The sequence below is a fragment of the Bariatricus sp. SGI.019 genome (genome assembly GCF_050315235.1).
In the GTDB taxonomy this organism is placed as follows: domain Bacteria; phylum Bacillota; class Clostridia; order Lachnospirales; family Lachnospiraceae; genus JAFBIX01.
Genome location: NZ_JBNPOQ010000005.1, coordinates 118,440 through 134,478 on the forward strand (window position 1 = coordinate 118,440; position 16,039 = coordinate 134,478).

Annotated in this window: 16 protein-coding genes and 1 other annotated feature; of the genes, 13 read left to right on the forward strand and 3 right to left on the reverse strand. The window is 40.6% G+C overall.

The features are described 5' to 3' along the window. Positions 1-3: 3 nt before the first annotated feature. Both ACQRD1_RS04595 and murC read right to left on the reverse strand, forming a co-directional pair. The gene (locus ACQRD1_RS04595) at positions 4-1,056 is read right to left on the reverse strand and encodes a DnaD domain protein (RefSeq protein ID WP_235231951.1); all 1,053 of its coding nucleotides are present in this window, start codon (positions 1,054-1,056) and stop codon (positions 4-6) included. A gap of 150 nt (positions 1,057-1,206) precedes the next feature. Further along, on the reverse strand, positions 1,207-2,586 hold the full coding sequence (gene murC, locus ACQRD1_RS04600) for a UDP-N-acetylmuramate--L-alanine ligase (protein WP_347376194.1): 1,380 nt from the start codon (positions 2,584-2,586) through the stop codon (positions 1,207-1,209). A 231-nt stretch (positions 2,587-2,817) separates the two neighbouring features. Between murC and ACQRD1_RS04605 the strand changes: the two genes are divergently transcribed. From ACQRD1_RS04605 to spoVG, 3 genes are read left to right on the forward strand one after another with little or no spacing between them, the layout of a single operon-like run. Further along, the gene (locus tag ACQRD1_RS04605; protein ID WP_347376195.1) at positions 2,818-4,092 is read left to right on the forward strand and encodes a glucose-1-phosphate adenylyltransferase; all 1,275 of its coding nucleotides are present in this window, start codon (positions 2,818-2,820) and stop codon (positions 4,090-4,092) included. After that, entirely contained in the window at positions 4,089-5,207 is a 1,119-nt protein-coding gene (glgD, locus tag ACQRD1_RS04610; RefSeq protein ID WP_235231948.1) for a glucose-1-phosphate adenylyltransferase subunit GlgD, read from the forward strand. The genes ACQRD1_RS04605 and glgD overlap by 4 nt, the downstream gene beginning before the upstream one ends. A gap of 34 nt (positions 5,208-5,241) precedes the next feature. Further along, entirely contained in the window at positions 5,242-5,517 is a 276-nt protein-coding gene (gene spoVG / locus ACQRD1_RS04615) for a septation regulator SpoVG (RefSeq protein WP_235231947.1), read from the forward strand. A 104-nt stretch (positions 5,518-5,621) separates the two neighbouring features. Here the strand turns inward: spoVG and ACQRD1_RS04620 are convergent, their stop codons facing one another. Continuing rightward, complete coding sequence (locus ACQRD1_RS04620; protein WP_427786960.1) at positions 5,622-6,314, reverse strand: RluA family pseudouridine synthase; 693 nt, start codon at positions 6,312-6,314, stop codon at positions 5,622-5,624. Positions 6,315-6,402: 88 nt separating this feature from the next. On the opposite strand from ACQRD1_RS04620, the gene ACQRD1_RS04625 reads away from it, so the two are divergent. The 10 genes from ACQRD1_RS04625 to yabQ all read left to right on the forward strand — a co-directional run bounded on the left by ACQRD1_RS04625 (position 6,403) and on the right by yabQ (position 15,967). Next, positions 6,403-7,368 carry a calcium/sodium antiporter gene (locus tag ACQRD1_RS04625; protein ID WP_427786961.1) on the forward strand — a complete coding sequence of 322 codons (966 nt, stop codon included), beginning with the start codon at positions 6,403-6,405 and terminating at the stop codon, positions 7,366-7,368. Positions 7,369-7,457: 89 nt separating this feature from the next. After that, positions 7,458-7,670, forward strand: a binding site (T-box leader). A 129-nt stretch (positions 7,671-7,799) separates the two neighbouring features. Beyond that, a complete protein-coding gene (proS, locus tag ACQRD1_RS04630) occupies positions 7,800-9,239 on the forward strand; it encodes a proline--tRNA ligase (protein ID WP_427786962.1) in 1,440 nt (479 codons plus the stop codon). A 108-nt stretch (positions 9,240-9,347) separates the two neighbouring features. Beyond that, a complete protein-coding gene (locus ACQRD1_RS04635; protein ID WP_235231943.1) occupies positions 9,348-10,115 on the forward strand; it encodes an REP-associated tyrosine transposase in 768 nt (255 codons plus the stop codon). Positions 10,116-10,230: 115 nt separating this feature from the next. After that, positions 10,231-11,550 (forward strand): CCA tRNA nucleotidyltransferase, encoded by a 1,320-nt coding sequence (locus ACQRD1_RS04640; RefSeq protein ID WP_427786969.1) that lies wholly within the window; start codon positions 10,231-10,233, stop codon positions 11,548-11,550. Positions 11,551-11,623: 73 nt separating this feature from the next. Further along, the gene (locus ACQRD1_RS04645; RefSeq protein ID WP_427786963.1) at positions 11,624-12,667 is read left to right on the forward strand and encodes a MarR family transcriptional regulator; all 1,044 of its coding nucleotides are present in this window, start codon (positions 11,624-11,626) and stop codon (positions 12,665-12,667) included. A gap of 44 nt (positions 12,668-12,711) precedes the next feature. Next, positions 12,712-14,442 carry a phospho-sugar mutase gene (locus ACQRD1_RS04650; protein WP_235231941.1) on the forward strand — a complete coding sequence of 577 codons (1,731 nt, stop codon included), beginning with the start codon at positions 12,712-12,714 and terminating at the stop codon, positions 14,440-14,442. Positions 14,443-14,598: 156 nt separating this feature from the next. Beyond that, a complete protein-coding gene (locus ACQRD1_RS04655) occupies positions 14,599-14,907 on the forward strand; it encodes an HU family DNA-binding protein (RefSeq protein WP_328282588.1) in 309 nt (102 codons plus the stop codon). A 149-nt stretch (positions 14,908-15,056) separates the two neighbouring features. Continuing rightward, a complete protein-coding gene (locus tag ACQRD1_RS04660) occupies positions 15,057-15,296 on the forward strand; it encodes an RNA-binding S4 domain-containing protein (RefSeq protein ID WP_235231939.1) in 240 nt (79 codons plus the stop codon). A gap of 49 nt (positions 15,297-15,345) precedes the next feature. Beyond that, complete coding sequence (gene yabP, locus ACQRD1_RS04665; protein WP_235231938.1) at positions 15,346-15,630, forward strand: sporulation protein YabP; 285 nt, start codon at positions 15,346-15,348, stop codon at positions 15,628-15,630. Between the two features lie 4 nt (positions 15,631-15,634). After that, complete coding sequence (gene yabQ, locus ACQRD1_RS04670) at positions 15,635-15,967, forward strand: spore cortex biosynthesis protein YabQ (RefSeq protein ID WP_235231937.1); 333 nt, start codon at positions 15,635-15,637, stop codon at positions 15,965-15,967. The last annotated feature ends 72 nt before the right edge of the window (positions 15,968-16,039 follow it).

Consider the following 16,039-nt stretch of genomic DNA (forward strand, 5'->3'; position numbering starts at 1 on the left):
TATTTATTGCTGAACTAACTTGCGCTCTAAATCGTTCATATCGTATGAGCGACCATCGAAATTGTTGAACTTTGTCGTCTTTATATGCTTGTCTGGTTTTGTGGCCTGAGCTGTCTTCTGCTCTTTTGATTTTAGATAATCGGCATCCAGTGCCTCGATATCTTTTAGATAATGTACATTCTTGCTTCGCCAATTCTTTAAAATGGTATCTGTATATTCAAAGTTAGGCTGATGAATCGTATTCATCGTGCGGTTGCATGCTTCCAGAATAATGTCCAAAGTGAATCCGTATTCTTCATTCCATTTTTTGATATAAGTAATCTCTGAAGCAGCAGGTGCACGTCCCTTGATTCCATATGCGTTCAAGACAGAATAACAGTTCTTGTTATACGCTACGGTGCTTGCTTTTGCATCGGAAACGGTCGTGATCTTCTGCTCGTTCCAGGATAAAGCAACTTTTTGGATATAATGCATGCTTTTATGACCATTTTCCACACAGTATTCAATTAAATACTCAATTAATTCTGCAGACATATGCAGAGTATCAAAAAAGTATGTAATGGTATCAATATCAACAGCAGACAAAGTCTTACCGAGATACTGTTCGGCAACGAAAAGAAGCTCTTTGAATTCCTTGCGTTCCTTGCGACTTCTGTATTGCTGTATGTTAGGCACAGCGGCAGAATCATTGTCGGAGACAGCTCCTGTGTCGGAAACAGTCATAGTGGCTGCAGCAGAATGAGCAGATGTCTCTGATGTCTCTGCCTTGCTTCTGCCAGTATCTGCATTATGCTCTTCGGTATGGTCACAGTAGTCCAAAAGTCCTTGATTCTTCCAGTACTTCAGTGCGCGCAGTACATCCTTTTCTGTACATTCCAGGATATCAGCAATCTCAGAGATGGACAGCATTCCAGAAGCTTCATTCAAATGGCGCAAAAGAAGAAGATATACTTTTACATATTCGCCGTTTGCCTTGATCATATAACGGTCTATAAATTCATTCTCCAGCACAGTAGTATTTCCCTGTGCATAATTAGTAAGGGTCAATTTCTTCATAATTCTTACGCCAGTCCTCCTCGTTGGTTCCATACACATTTTTAGAAATATCGTAGAGATATTATAGCACCAGAAAGACAGGGACAAAAGAAATTTCTGACCCAAAAATCAAGTTTTTTGTGGATAAAAATCTGTGGAAAATGTGGATAACTAGCGTTTCAAAAGGTCTTCGCCAATATTTACAACGTCTCCCGCTCCCATAGTTATCAACAAGTCTCCTTTTTGACATTTTTCCATACAGAAATCTTCAATCTCTTTAAATGATGGGAAATAATAAGCGTCACGTCCATTTTCGATTAATGCATCGGCAATATCCTTGGAAGATATTCCCAGGGTGTCTGTCTCTCTTGCGGCATAGATGTCGGCAAGGATGATATGATCGGTATGCGATAATGCTTCCACAAACTCAGGGAATAAAGCCTTGGTTCTGGTATAAGTATGTGGCTGGAAAATGCACCAGATCTCTCTGTGAGGATAATTCTTTGCAGCCGTCAGGGACGCGTTGATCTCTGTTGGATGATGTGCGTAATCATCAATAATTGTAATTCCGTTTATATCACCTTTGTGTTCAAATCGACGGTTAGTTCCATGGAATTCTTTCAGTCCTTTTTTCATGGTTTCCACAGGGATATCCAGAAGATCAGCGGCAACTATTGAGGCCAATGCGTTAGATACATTGTGGTCACCATTGACGGAAAGGGAAATCCTGTCAACAAATGTTCCAGATTTTACCAGATCAAAAGATGCCTCACCTAAGTTATTATGGGAGATGTTGGTAGCACTGTAATCCATGGAACTGTCATTTCCATATACAAGAACCCTGCATTTCAGGCCATCAATGATCTCTCCCAGGTCTGGAATATTGCCATTGATGATTAAGGTCCCGTCTTCTGGCAGGAGTTCAGCAAATTTACGGAAAGAATTGCGGATATCAGCCAGATCTTTAAAGAAATCTAAATGATCTTCATCAATGTTCAAAATGATACCGATCTTCGGGAAAAAGTGAAGAAAGCTGTTGGTATATTCGCATGCTTCTGTTACAAATAATCCAGAATCTCCTACGCGGATATTACCGCCAATTGCCTTTAAAATTCCTCCGACTGAAATGGTAGGATCCATCTCGCCAGCAAGCAGAATATGAGAAAGCATAGATGTCGTTGTTGTCTTGCCATGTGTTCCCGATACGGCTATCGGAACGTCATAGTTGGTCATCAACTGCCCGAGAAGCTCTGCTCTGCTTAACATAGGAAGTCCTTGTTGTACGGCAGCCTGAAATTCTTCATTATCTTCATGAATTGCGGCGGTGTAGACAACAACATCAATTCCCGGGATGATGTTGGATGCTTTCTGTCCGTAAAAAATGTTGGCGCCCAGCTTGGACAGGTGGTCTGTCAAGGCAGATTCTTTGTTGTCAGATCCAGATATGGTAAAGCCCTCTTTTAAGAGAATCTCGGCAAGACCACTCATGCTGATACCGCCGATTCCGATAAAATGTACGTGTGCAGGCTGATGAAAATTAATTTTATACATAAGATACCTTCCTTTTTCATGAATGTTCTATTTTTATAAAAAAATAGTCATAAAAGTATTTCTCTATCCATATTATTATATACATATATGAGAAAAAAACCAAGTCGTAAATATTTGTGATATTTTAATAAAATGTTCACGAAAAATTCATTTTTTTTGTAAAATTTGTTCACTACTAAAAGAAACTGTGGTATAATGTGAACGACAAGATTACTGAGAAGGGGTGATGACATGAGAAAAAAAGAGATGATAGCAATGCTGCTGGCAGGAGGACAAGGAAGCCGCTTAGGGGTTCTTACAGCAAAAGTTGCGAAGCCGGCTGTTGCTTTTGGAGGAAAATATAGAATTATTGACTTCCCGCTCAGCAACTGCATAAACTCAGGAATTGATACGGTCGGAGTGCTAACGCAATATCAGCCATTACGATTGAACACACATATTGGAATTGGAATTCCATGGGATTTGGATCGTAATTTTGGAGGAGTTACGATTCTACCTCCTTATGAGAAGAGCAGCAACAGCGAATGGTATACCGGTACGGCGAATGCGATATACCAGAATTTGGATTATATGGAGACCTTTAATCCAGACTATGTATTAATTCTGTCAGGTGACCATATTTATAAGATGGATTATGAGGTTATGCTTGATTATCATAAGGAGAATAATGCAGACGTGACTATCGCTGCAATGCCTGTACCATTAGAAGAGGCAAGCAGATTTGGCATTGTGATTGCGGATGGTGACGGTAAGATATCAGAATTCCAGGAGAAGCCACCACAGCCAAAGAGCAATCTGGCATCTATGGGTATTTATATTTTTAGTTGGCCAGTATTAAAAGAAGCGTTGCTCGCGTTAAAGGACGAGCCAGGATGTGATTTCGGTAAGCATATTATTCCGTATTGTCATAATAAGGGACAACGGTTATTTGCATACGAATACAACGGATATTGGAAAGATGTTGGAACGTTAGGATCTTATTGGGAAGCCAATATGGAATTGATCGATATTATTCCGGAGTTCAATCTTTATGAAGAATTCTGGAAGATATATACGAACAGTGAGATCCTTCCGCCACAGTATATTTCCGGACAGGCAGTGATTGAAAGAAGTCTGATTGGAAATGGTTCTGAGATTGGCGGTGAAGTACGTAACTGTGTCATTGGTTCGGGAGTAACCATAGAAGATGGTGCCGTTGTCAGAGATTCTATCATTATGAAAGATACGAAGATCAAGAAGGGATGTGTCATTGATAAGTCAATTATCGCAGAGAACTGTGAGATTGGCGAGAATGTTACATTGGGAATCGGCAGTGATGTACCGAACAAACTTAAGCCGGCGATTTATTCATTTGGCCTTGTAACAATTGGTGAGAATTCCGTGGTTCCGGATGGAGTTCAGATTGGAAAGAATACTGCGATCAGTGGTGTTACGACAAGAGAGGACTATCCGAATGGAATACTGGAAAGTGGAGAGACATTAATAAAGGCAGGTGAACGAGCATGAGAGCAGTAGGAATTATTTTAGCAGGCGGAAGTAACAACAAGATGCGTGAACTGACTCAGAAGAGAGCAAGTGCAGCGATGCCGATAGCAGGAAGTTATCGTGCGATTGATTTTGCTTTGAGTAATATGTCTAATTCGCATATACAAAAAGTAGCAGTGCTGACTCAGTATAATGCGCGTTCATTGAATGAACACCTGAATTCATCAAAATGGTGGGATTTCGGAAGAAAGCAAGGGGGGCTGTATGTATTTACCCCTACGATCACAGCAGATAATGGATACTGGTATCGTGGAACTGCTGATGCGATTTATCAGAATCTGGATTTCCTGAAAAGATGTCATGAGCCGTATGTGATCATTACGTCGGGAGATGCTGTATATAAAATGGATTATAACAAAGTGTTAGAATACCATATCAATAAGCGGGCCGACATTACGGTGGTTTGTAAGGATTTGGGGCCGGATGAGGATGCCAGCCGTTTTGGAACGCTGAAAATGGATGAAGATATGCGCGTTTTGGAATTTGAAGAGAAGCCGATGGTTGCAACTTCGAATACCATATCAACGGGAATCTATGTGATCAGAAGAAGACTGTTGATAGAATTGATTGAGAATTGCGCAGAAGAAGACAGATTTGATTTTGTAACTGATATTTTGATCAGATATAAGAATCTGAAAAAAATATATGGTTATAAGATAAAAGATTACTGGAGCAACATATCAACAGTGGATGCTTATTATCGGACGAACATGGATTTTCTGAAACCGGAAGTAAGAAATTATTTCTTCAAAGAGCGTCCTGAGATCTACTCAAAAGTGAGCGACTTGCCGCCAGCGAAATATAATCCTGGTTCGGTGGTTAAGAACAGTCTTGTGGCGAGCGGAAGTATCATCAACGGTACGGTAGAGAATTCTATCCTTTTCAAGAAGACGTTTGTCGGAAATAATTGTGTCATCAAGAATTCAATTATCCTGAACGACGTCTATCTCGGTGACAATACATATATTGAGAACTGTATTGTAGAGAGCCGCGACACGATCAGAGCAAATACACGTCATGTTGGGGAAAATGGTGTGAAGGTAGTTGTGGAAAAGAACGAGAGGTATGCACTATAGTGCAACGGCTTGGAAGAAAGGGGCTAGAAGAAAAATGCAAATCACAGATGTACGCGTGCGTAAAGTAGCAAAAGAGGGAAAATTAAAAGCAGTGGTTTCAATTACTATGGATGAAGAATTTGTAGTACATGATATCAAAGTTATTGAGGGCGAAAAAGGACTCTTTATTGCTATGCCAAGTAAGAAGGCTTTGGACGGTGAGTATCGGGATATTGCACATCCGATTAATTCAGGAACAAGAGAACGCATTCAGAACATTATTCTTGAAAAATATGAAGAGGCATTAAAAGAAGAACCAGCTGAGGAATAAGAAGGATAAAAGAAGAGGGAGTGCTCCCTCTTCTTTTTTGATGAATTTGGGACGGGGGTTTTTTCAATTTCCTCCGTCCCAAATTAAAATAACCCTGTCCCTTTTTATAATTCAAAATGTAGGAGTTTGTGTGTGTTAGGATGCTGAAATTCTAGTTTATAGGCACACAGACAGATTTCTTGCCATTCGTTCCGTTCGCTGCAATGGGGATTATACTTGGTGTCCCCGATGATAGGACAGCCGATATTGGCTAATTGTACACGAATCTGGTGATGGCGGCCGGTATCCAGATGGATGTCAAGTTCAGTTGGGGACGGGGGAAAATTCAAATTCCTCCGTCCCAAATTAAAATAACCCTGTCCCTTTTGGATGATTTTGTAGGAGAGTCTGGCAATTTTTGCCCCTTTTGTGTTGGCGGTGCAAATTTTGGAGGTGTTGGTTTTTGTATCTTTTATCATGTAATTTTCTAGCTTGCCTTCATCTTGAGGGGGGCATCCGTCGACAAGGGCACGATAATATTTGCCAAATCCCTGGGAAGTGAGTTGTTTGTTTAGTTCTTTTGCGGCAAATGGAGTCTTGGCAAATACAAGAATTCCTTTAACTGGCTGGTCTAAGCGGTGAATTACTGCGAGGTAGGGTTCTCCTTGGGAAGGATTGGATTGATATATGTGATTTTTTAATAAATTTACCATATCGGGACTGCCGATTCGTTTGCTTTGAGTTGCGATTCCGTGGGGTTTTACGCATACAAGGATATGGGAATCTTCGTATAATATTTCCAGAGTATTTGCTGCCATATATAATTCTCCTTGACTTTGATTCTTTTCGCTCTTATCATTTAACCATAGTGTGAAAGAATATGCAAATGAAACGAGGAAGAATGTTATGGATTATATATTGTTGATAGTAGGGTTTGTTCTGCTGATTAAGGGCGCGGATTTTTTTGTGGATGGAAGTTCGAGCGTTGCAAAAATACTGAAAGTTCCAACAATTATTATTGGACTTACTGTTGTGGCTTTTGGAACCAGTATGCCGGAACTATCGGTCAGCGTCACGGCAGCAATACAGGGGAGTAATGATCTGGCGGTTAGTAATGTTTTGGGGTCAAATATATTCAATCTTCTGGTAGTGCTTGGCTGTTGCGCGTTAGTGAATCCAGTGCAGGCAAAATGGTCTTTGCTAAAGAAAGAATTTCCTTTCTCAATTTTTATCGCGGTAATTTTGCTTTTGCTGGATTCGGATTTTTCCATTGCAAAAGTTTTAAGCAGAGAAGGGACTTTTGTTCTTGGAAGATGGGGCGGACTTTTATTTCTGATATTATTTGCTGTATTTCTCTATGCGACGGTAAGAGATGCTCTTGCGTCAAGAAATGAAGTGTCTGAAGTGGAAGAGGATTATAAAGTGATGAGTCCGATGAAAAGTGCATTATATATAATCGGAGGGCTTGCTGGGATTGCGCTGGGTGGCGATCTGGTTGTAGACAGTGCTTGTAATATTGCTGAAACATTCGGGCTTAGTCAGACCTTTATTGGCTTGACAATTGTGGCCCTTGGAACCTCTCTGCCGGAATTAGTGACTTCTATGGTTGCGGCAGGGAAAGGCGAAAATGATCTTGCAGTGGGAAATGTGGTTGGCTCGAATATATTTAATATATTGCTGATTTTAGGAATATCTTCTGTAATCACACCGATTACATTGGATGTTACAGCGGTTTATGATACCGTCTTGTTAATTGTAGCAAGTTTGATCGTTTATTTTTCGGCAATCAGCAAGCGAGAGATTCGAAGAACAGAGGGAGCTTTGTTTTTGATTGCCTATCTGGCGTTTTTTGTGTATATTTTGATTCGATAGTGGCATGTTTTGTCTTGACAAATAAAAAACAATGGATTAAAATTACGTTTAATCGAATAACCTGCTGGCAATGATGGTTGCAGAAGGCAGGATGGGTGAAGAAGAGGAATAGTAATTACGGATGCAATTCTACAGAGAGGGAATCCTTTGGCTGAAAGATTCTTGTATTGATAAGTAATGAACCTACCTTGGAGCCCCTGTATGAAAGTACAGCGTGACACTAGCGTTAATGGTGGTGAGAGAGAGCTGCGAGAGGGTCGCAGTTAACTAGGGTGGTACCGCCGAGCTTTTCGGTCCCTTTGATGGGAACGAGAAGCCCGGTGTTTTTTGTTTTATTTAAAGTCAAAACATTTGACAAAGAGCAGATTGGTTCCCGGCTAAAATTATCGTGGGGCAAGGGCCCTGCTGGAAAAGAAAAGGAGAAGAGAAACATGGCAAAGGAAAAATTAGTAAAAAATATCACACCACGTGATGAAAATTTTGCACAATGGTACACAGATGTTGTTCGTGAAGCACAACTGTGTGATTATTCAAGCGTGAAAGGATGCTTGAATTATCTGCCAAATGGTTATGCAATCTGGGAACTGATTCAGGCAGATCTGGACAGACGTTTTAAAGAGACAGGTGTGGAAAATGTATATCTGCCAACCTTGATTCCGGAAAGTTTGCTGGAAAAAGAGGCTGAACATATCGAAGGATTTGCACCGGAAGTTGCCTGGGTAACTCATGGCGGTATGGAAAGATTGCAGGAAAGAATGTGTATTCGTCCTACATCTGAGACGTTGTTCTGTGATTTGTGGGCTAAGACAGTTCGTTCTTATAGAGATTTACCAAAAGTATGGAATCAGTGGAATTCTGTTCTTCGTTGGGAAAAGACAACAAGACCGTTCTTACGTTCAAGAGAATTCTTGTGGCAGGAAGGTCATACTCTTCATGCAACCTATGAGGAAGCTGAAGAGAGAACGATTCAGATGTGGCAGGTATATAAAGACTGCTATACCGAGACGATGGCAATGCCTTTCGTAGCAGGAAGAAAAGCAGAACATGAAAAATTTGCAGGTGCACAGGATACCTACACAATCGAAGCGCTGATGCATGATGGAAAAGCACTACAGTCCGCGACCAGCCATTTCTTCGGAAGTGGATTCCCAGATGCATTTGGCATTAAATATGTGGATAAGAATAATCAGCTTCACAGTTGTTACGAGACTTCCTGGGGATGGTCTACCAGAAGTATCGGCGGCCTGATCATGGTACATGGTGATGACGATGGATTGGTTCTTCCTCCACACGTTGCACCAGTTGAATGCCGTATTATTCCAATTGCACAGCACAAAGAAGGCGTGCTTGACAGAGCATTTGCACTGCTGGATGAATTGAAAAAAGCCGGTTATAGAGTGAAGATTGATGATTCTGATAAGAGTACTGGATGGAAATTCTCTGAGCAGGAAATCCTTGGTATTCCTACCCGTATCGAGATTGGTCCAAAGGATATTGAGAAGAACCAGGTTGTAGTCGTACGTCGTGATAACCGTGAGAAGATTGTAGTATCTCTGGACGAAATTGCCACAAAATTACGTGACATCTTAGAGCAAGAACAGCAGGATATGTATGACAGAGCAAATGACTTCTTACAGAGCCATATTGATACAGCAACAACGATGGACGAAATGAAAGAAAAATTCCAGGCAAACCGTGGTTTCGTAAAAGCTTGCTGGTGCGGAGATCCAGAATGCGAAGGTGAAGTAAAATACGTCACAGGTGGAGCTGCGACCAGATGTCTGATTGAAGATGAAGAAATGATTTCAGACAAATGTATCTGGTGCGGAAAACCAGCAAAACACATGGCATATTGGGGCAAATCATACTAAGCTCCTTAGTTGGGGACGGGGGTTTTTTCAATTTCCTCCGTCCCAAATTAAAATATCCGTGTCCCTAATTCGTTTTGTGGTGTCCCTCTTTGCAAAGGAGGGAGAAAAATGCCAAGAAGAGCAAGACAGGAAAGTTCGACCGGAATGTACCATGTAATGGTGCGTGGATTAAATAAAATGCCGGTTTTTAAAGAAAAAGGGGAAAAAACCCGTATCATCAATTTGATTCGAGAGAATCTTTCTGAGTATGAGGTGGCTATTTTAGCATATTGCATAATGCCAAATCATTTTCATATGTTAATCAAAGCTGATTTGAAAGAATTAGCGTCATTTATGGCTAAAGTCTTAGCCGCATTTGCACATTATTATAATTATAAACATCATAGAATTGGATATGTTTTTCAGGACAGATTTAAGAGCCAATGCGTAGAAAAGGAAAGTTATTTTTGGAACTGCCTTCGATATATCCACAGAAATCCGGCGAAAAATGGAAGCGTGAAAGAAATGTTGGATTATAAATACAGTAGTATGTCAGAATTTTACAGAGGAGTTCGAGACATTCTGGATGAGAAGGCTTTTTTGATGGTAAATCAAAAGTTTCACACAAATCAGGATTTCCTTGAATTCCACAGATTTGAGAGTTGGGATATATTTGACGATGTGGATGAGGATATGGAAAAAAACAACATGAGAATTGCAAAGGAAATTCTTGCAGAATACAAGTGGAAATATAATTTGCGGGAGGAAGAATTGTTTAATTATGTGGAGATAAGAAAAGAATATAAAAAAGAACTAATGAAAGTTTTGCAAATATCACAGAAAAAAGTAATGATTATTATGCAAAATATTAGAGGAGGATTAATAGGGACAGGGTAAAATGAAAAAGGGACACGGTTATTTTAATTTGGGACGGAGGAATTTGAAAAAACCCCCGTCCCCATGTTATGATGGTGTATAGATGAATGTGAGGGAGGATGAGATTGTGGGAAACCTGAATATACAATTGCCGACGAATGTAAGGATGATTATTGAGACGTTGCAGGGACATGGATATGAGGCCTATGCTGTTGGTGGATGTGTCAGGGATTCGATTCTCGGCAGAGAACCGGAAGATTGGGACATTACAACGTCTGCTATGCCGCAGGAAACGAAATCTTTGTTTCATAAGACATTTGACACTGGAATCGAACATGGGACGGTCACGGTGCTCCTTGACAAAGAAGGATATGAAGTGACAACGTATAGAATTGATGGCAAATATGAAGATAGCCGTCATCCGAAGGAAGTAACGTTTACGCGAAGTCTGAAAGAAGATTTGCTGCGGAGAGATTTTACGATTAATGCGATGGCTTACAATGACAAAGATGGGCTCGTGGATATCTTTGGCGGTGTGGAGGATTTAAATAAAAAAATAATACGATGTGTGGGAAATGCGAGGGAACGTTTTTCCGAAGATGCACTTAGAATTCTTCGGGGAATTCGATTTGCGGCTCAGCTTGGCTTCTCGATAGAGGAGGAGACGCGGTGCGGGATGCAAGAACTGGCCCCTACGCTTTACAATATCAGCGCAGAGCGGATACAAGTGGAGTTGGTGAAAATGCTCACTTCGGCGCGGCCAGAGTTATTGCGGGACGCATATGATCTTGGCATTACGAAGATATTTTTGCCGGAATTTGACCGTTTAATGGTTACAGAACAAGAGACGCCGCATCATATGTACAATGTGGGAGAGCATACATTACATGCATTGCAGAATGTACGTGCCGATAAGGTGCTGCGATTAACGATGTTGCTGCATGATATGGGAAAGCCGGCGTTAAAAACCATGGATGAAGCAGGTGTGGCGCATTTTAAAAAGCACGCTTTAGAAAGTGAAATTATTGCAAAATCCATATTGAGAAGATTAAAATTTGACAATAATACGATTGGTAAAGTGACGAAATTGGTGCGTTACCATGATTATCGAATGCCTGCAACGGCTAAGAATGTCCGCCGTGCAATGAATATAATCGGAGAGGATCTGTTCCCATATTATATGGAGGTCCGCCGTGCAGATATACTCGCGCAGAGTATGTATCAGAGAGAAGAAAAAGTGAAAAATCTGAATGATATCGGAAAGTTGTATCAGGAAATAGTAGAGACTGGGCAGTGTGTATCATTAAAAAATCTGGCCGTTACAGGAAAGGATTTGATTGAAGCAGGGATGAAACCGGGAAAAGAAATCGGAGATAAATTGAACGAACTGTTGGAAATGGTAATAGAGAATCCTGAATTAAATGGAAAAAACGAACTTTTAAAAAAACTTAAATAAGCTCCTAATCATATTTTATCTTTTTGCATCATACGCTAGAGAGAATATGTAATGTAGAGTGCAGGGGATGGATATGCAGGAGTATGAACAAAGTATATTAGAACAATATGATATTGAAGTCAGCGGCACCCGCAAGACCAGGGGTGCTATTTTATGCGACACAGTTGAAGGAATTCTGTTGCTTAAGGAAGTAAAAGTGTCCAAAAAACGTATTCCTGCGTTATATGAGTTACATGAATATCTTCAGAATCAGGGGTATACACGAACGGATCGGATTGTGCTGACGAAGACGGGGGAATTTCTCTCAGTCTTGGAAGATGGAAGCAGATATGTGTTGAAGCTATGGTTTCGGGGACAGGAATGTGATATTAAGAAACCGTCAGAGCTTTTGGCAGCTTCGGGGAATCTGGCGAAACTGCATACCCTGATGTGTCATAAGATGGAGCATAGTGTGATGCCGGGTGCACATCTTGAAGAGGAGTACCTGAGGCATAATCGAGAATTAAAAAAAGTAAGAAGATTTGTGCGTGGCATCTCTCCCAAGGGGGCGTTTGAATCCTCCTTTTTAAAATATTTTGACCAGATGTATCAATGGGCGGCGATAGCATTAGAGGAATTGGAGAACTCAGATTACGAGAAGCTTTATCAGGAGAGTGTGGAAAATTGCTGTATGACCCATGGGGAATACAATTATCATAATGTCCTGATGCTCTCAGGAAATAATTTTTTGGCAAATGGGAGTTCGGGGAGCGGCAATTATAGAAAAGAGCCCTATGGTATTGCTACAACGAACTTTGAAAAATTTAAACGAGATGTCCAAGTTGAAGATTTGTATTATTTTTTGCGTAAAGTTATGGAAAAGCATGGGTGGAGAGAGAGACTGGGTGATAATATGTTGAATGCATATTCAGCAATCCGCCCACTTACAGATTCAGAGATGGAGTATCTGAAGATTCGGTTGATTTATCCGGAAAAATTCTGGAAAATCGCAAATTCATACTACCATTCAAATAAAGCATGGATATCCACGAAGAGTATTGAAAAACTGGAGCTGGCAATTAGGCAGACAGAAGAAAAGAAGCGATTTTTAGAGGATATATTTTCTTTTCATTTGTAGATTCCTGTTGTATAATAGAATCATTAAGGACAGGAGGTACGACAATGGAATATCGTGAAAATTATGAAGCGTGGTTGAGCAATCCATATTTCGATGAAACTACAAAAGCGGAACTAAAGAGTATTGCAGAGGATGATAAAGAGATCAAAGAGCGTTTTTACAAAGATCTTGAGTTTGGAACTGCCGGACTTCGGGGAATTATCGGTGCAGGAACGAACCGCATGAATATCTATACTGTAAGAAAAGCAACCCAGGGACTTGCCAATTATATTATTAAGAAGGGCGAGCAGGGCAAAGGGGTAGCAATCGCTTATGATTCTCGTCGTATGTCTCCAGAGTTCGCGAACGAGGCAGCTTTGTGCCTGGCGGCAAATGGAATTAAGGCATATGTGTTTGAATCCTTGCGTCCAACACCGGAATTGTCTTACGCAGTGCGTTCTCTGGGCTGTATCGCCGGAATCAATATTACAGCCAGCCACAATCCACCGGAATACAATGGATACAAAGTATACTGGGAAGATGGCGCACAGATTACACCACCTCACGATAAAGGAATTATGGATGAGGTAAAGGCTGTTGTAGATTACAATACTGTTAAGACAATGGATCAGGAAGAAGCAAAGAAGGCTGGCCTGTATCAGGTTATTGGCGCAGATGTAGATGATGGATACATAGCAGAACTGAAGAAACAGGTAATTCATCAGGATTCTATTGATGCGGTCGGAAAGGATCTGAAGATTGTATACAGCCCGCTTCACGGAACTGGCAATATCCCTGCAAGACGTATATTGAAGGAACTGGGATTTGAGAATGTATATGTAGTAAAAGAACAGGAGCTTCCAGACGGTGAATTCCCAACAGTTTCTTATCCGAATCCAGAAGCAGAGGAAGCATTTGAACTGGGATTGAAACTTGCCAGGGAAGTAGATGCAGATCTGGTACTTGCTACAGACCCGGATGCTGACCGTCTTGGCGTGCGTGTAAAGGACAAAGATGGCGTTTATCATACATTGACTGGAAATATGTCCGGCTGCCTGTTGGCAGATTATGAGATTGGACAGCGCAAAGCTCTCCAGGGACTTCCGGATGATGGTTATCTGATCAAGACAATCGTTACCTCCAATCTGGCAGATGCAATCGCGAAGGGATATGATATCGGTCTGATTGAAGTACTGACAGGATTTAAATTCATCGGACAGCAGATCTTAAAATTCGAGACCACAGGTAAGGGAAGCTATCTTTTTGGATTTGAAGAAAGTTACGGATGCCTGATCGGAACTCATGCAAGAGATAAAGACGCAATTGTTGCCACAATGGCATTGTGTGAGGCTGCTGCATATTACAAGACGCAGGGAAAGACTCTGTGGGATGCAATGGTGGACATGTATGATAAATATGGCTACTATAAAGACGACATTCAGTCTATTACGTTAAAAGGAATCGAAGGACTTCAGAAGATTCAGGAGATCCTGGAGACGCTTCGCAAGAACCCACCGACAGAGGTTGGCGGATATAAGGTGCTGAAGGCAAGAGATTATCAGGCTGATACCATCAAAGATATTGCGACTGGCGAAGTAACTACTACTGGCCTTCCAAAGTCTAATGTATTATATTATGATCTGACAGATGATGCATGGCTGTGTGTAAGACCTTCCGGAACAGAGCCAAAAGTAAAATTCTACTATGGAATAAAGGGCACATCTCTGGCAGATGCAGATGAAAAATCAAGCAAACTGGGAGAAGAAGTTTTGTCCATGATTAACACAATGCTTTAAGTTATTAAAAAAGTGTGAAAAACCCTGAAAATACGGGGCAAAACTGAGAAATCACCTTGACATTTACATGGAAAACAGGTATAACTGTAACTAAAGGCGTTTCATTTAAATTGTTATGAAAGTCGCGTTAAATTAGTAGAATTAAATAAATAAGGGATTCTATATGTAAACAAGAGGAGGAAATCATCCATGAACAAAACAGAATTAGTAGCAGCAATCGCTGACCAGGCAGAATTATCAAAGAAGGATTCTGAGAAAGCATTAAAAGCATTTATCGATGTTGTAACAGAAGAATTAAAGAAAGAGCATAAAGTTCAGTTGGTAGGATTCGGAACTTTCGAAGTTAGCAAGAGAGCAGCAAGAGAAGGAAGAAATCCACAGACTGGTAAGACAATGAAGATTGATGCTTGCAAAGCACCAAAATTCAAAGCTGGTAAAGCATTAAAGGACGCTGTTAACGAATAATTCGGTGAGCTGATATGGAATAAGATTAAGGGTATCTCAAAAGCCGTAAAAGGCTTGAGAGATACCCTTTATTACTCTATAAGAAAATCTGTTCTTATCAGGTTTTTGAGCTGATACGAAAAGTGAAGGAATACGGAGAAGGAGAGAATATGAGATTAGACAAATTTTTAAAAGTATCCCGTTTGATTAAGAGAAGAACGGTGGCTAATGAGGCGTGTGATGCGGGTCGTGTGCTGGTCAATGGCAATGTGGCAAAAGCTTCGGTGAAAGTAAAACCAGGAGACATCATTGAGATTCAGTTTGGAATGAAAACGGTCAAAGTGGAAGTTCTGGATATCCAGGAGACTACGAAGAAAGAAGAAGCGAAAGACTTGTTCCGGTATTTGTAATAAATAGAAACAACCTTTCATAAGATAATTAAGAAAGGTTGTGAGGCACATGGAAGAAAGAACGGTACAAAAAAATCACAAACTGGTGATCAATAATCGAAAAACCAGTCTGGTGACAGGAGTTATTGATGTACTATCCTTTGATTTAAATGAAATATTATTGGAGACGGAACAAGGGATGTTGATGGTAAAAGGCAGTGATCTGCATGTGAATCGCTTAAGCCTTGAGAAGGGAGAAGTGGATCTGTCGGGGAATATCGACAGTGTCGCTTATTCTGAAGTGCAAGGCTACGGAAAACATCAGGAAAATCTATTCTCAAAACTATTCCGGTGATGCCATGCCGGGAATTGAAGAAGAGATGATGATATTTCTGGCAGCAGTTTTTTCTGGTGCCATTGTGCGTCTTACCTATCGGTGTATCAGCTGCTTTCGTCAGATTGTAAAGCATAGACGATATGCAGTAGAAGCTGAAGATCTAGTCTTTTGGACAGGAGCAGCTATATATTTGTTTGTGCAGATTTACCACACAAGTGATGGTAGCATACGATGGTATTTTGTACTAGGTGTTGTGGTTGGGGCGGTTTTTATGACGTTTTTTTTGAATTGTTTGGAAAAGATGCACAAAAAAATCTACGTTTATAAGAAAAAAGAATTTCAGTCAAAAGCTTGATAAAAAAAACAAAAAAAGTTAATATATTATTATTAATCGGGCGAGTATTGCTGGCAGGGGTGCCGGCGTAAG